This is a genomic window from Succinimonas sp. (assembly GCF_045225735.1).
Classification (GTDB): Bacteria; Pseudomonadota; Gammaproteobacteria; order Enterobacterales; family Succinivibrionaceae; genus Succinimonas.
This window is the reverse complement of sequence record NZ_JBGVBR010000160.1, coordinates 1-2104: the sequence shown is the minus strand read 5'-3', so window position 1 is coordinate 2104 and position 2104 is coordinate 1. Positions and strand designations below refer to the sequence as shown.

Here is a 2104-nt window from a genome sequence, read left to right as displayed (position 1 = left end):
ATAAGACCGGGGGCCAGTCCCTTGTTGGCGGAAAACATGAAGTCAATAACGTCAATGCCGTTTTCGGAAATGTTTTCTCCCTCCCGGAACGCAACCTGAAATTCCGCATCCGGCATGGAAAGCTCCCGGAGCATTCTGGTCACCTCCCCGGCAAATAACGGGGCCTTTTCCCGGCGCTTCTGACTGAGCTCCCGGGATTTTTGGAGAAAGTTTTCCTTTGCCTGGATCACCGCGGCCTTGCATTCCTCGATCTGCTCCTTGATGGAGGAAAAGCCCTCGGCCTTTTCATGCAGGGATTTCAGTACCCCGGTGAGTTCCTCGGGCTTTACGCCGTACTTTCGGGCATAGTCGGCATACTGAGCCAGCCGGTCATTGATCACGCTGATGCGGGCCGGATCCATTTCCAGGGAGCCGCTGTAGTCTGAAAGCTGCTCGGAGACATCCTCAATGGTCAGCCGGGCGGATTCCAGACTGTCGTACAGGGGCCGCAGGGATTTATCGATGGCGGCCAGACCTTCCAGCTGAGCGGAAAGAGTGCCCATCCGGGAAACTATGCCGTCATCGTCGTCGTTCAGAGAGGACAGGGCTGCCTGAGCTCCGTCCCCGATAACCTTGACATTGCTGAGCCGGTCATATTCGTTGGAGATCTCGGTGAACTCGTTTTCCGCCGGGTTGAACTTTTCCAGTTCCGCGATCTGATAGTGGGTAAGCTTGTATTCGGCCAGGTTTTCATCCTGCTGCCGGGCCAGATCGATAAGGCGGTTTTTGCCGTCCTTAAACGTATGATAAAGGGAGCCTACCTCGCTGACATCCGGGCCCAGACCGGAGAAGGCATCCAGAAACGCCATCTGGCGGTCTGATTTCAGCATCTGCTGGCCGTCATTCTGCCCGTGAATGTTCAACAGGAAGGGGGCCAGCTCCTTCAGCATCTTCACGCTGACAGCATAGTCATTGATAAAGTTCCGGGAATGGCCGGCGGCGGCGATGGATCTTCTGATAATGCAGAGATCCTGTTCCTCCTGCAGAAGGGAGTTATCCCGGAGAAAGGCAAGAGCCCGGGGCGCATCCCCTAAGGAAAACGTGGCGCAGATGCTGGCGCTGGAGGCTCCCGGTCTAATGGCCCGGGCATCGGCCCGGCCTCCGAGCACAAGATTGAGAGCATCAATGGCGATGGATTTTCCGGCTCCGGTTTCGCCGGTGATGGCGCTCATGCCCCGCTGCAGGCCCAGGGAGACCTTGCGGGCGATGGCGTAATTTTCAATAACAAGAGATTCCAGCATAACGATTTTCCAGCTAAATTTCCGGGCCGGGAAGTCTCCGGCATCCGCGAGGGCGTATTGTAGCAAATCAGGGAGAAAATGTGACAGAAACCGCATTCGGGATCTAGGAGCCGACTGCTTCCGCGACACTTTCCCGGCCTTGCGCCGCAGGTGATTCTTCATGTTTTCCCGGGCCGGAACCCTGCTGAATTCCTTAAGCCCGCAGATTCTTCATAATAAGAATCAAAAATATGCAAAGTGCATATATTTTAACTTGACAACACGACTATAAATATAATACAATTAGCAGCAGAAAACAACAATGACATAGCAGAGGAAATTCCCCATGATTAAGATCGATACCGGAGATTTAAGAAAAGTTCTGGCAGCCCGCCGCGACAATTTTGGTCTTGAGAAGTACATGCGCATCATGGATGCCGTTCAGAAGAGCGATGTATCCTGCGATCCGGAATTTCAGCGGATTTTCAACGGCTTCTACAAGGTGCGCAGAAATGAAGTCTGGCGGAAGAAATTTTATGATCTCTTCGAGAAAGTCCGGAACAGCAATCCGTTACCGTCTTTTGATGAGGTGGTCACTTCTCTGTACGAAGCCACCGGGAATGTGGAGACATCCTTCGCCAGCAAGCTTCTGGCCTCGGTCAACAAGGACATGCCGATCTGGGACAGGCGGGTGGGCCGGAGTCTTAACCTGATGGTAAAAGGCGCCTCCCGGGAGGAAAGGCTGGCTGCTGCGAAGAGGGTATACCAGGAAGTCAGGGACACCTATGACAGCTTTCTGGACTCGGAAGAAGGCCGGGCATTCATTGCGGAGTTTGACCGGCTTG

At 54.0% G+C, this 2104-nt stretch carries 2 protein-coding genes; one reads left to right on the top strand and one right to left on the bottom strand.

From position 1 onward, the window contains the following. Window positions 1–1280: DNA repair protein RecN (locus ACJROR_RS05725; RefSeq protein ID WP_406546247.1), on the bottom strand; the 1280-nt coding region annotated here is incomplete at its 3' end. A gap of 325 nt (window positions 1281–1605) precedes the next feature. Between ACJROR_RS05725 and ACJROR_RS05720 the strand changes: the two genes are divergently transcribed. Then, window positions 1606–2104: hypothetical protein (locus tag ACJROR_RS05720; protein ID WP_406546246.1), on the top strand; the 499-nt coding region annotated here is incomplete at its 3' end.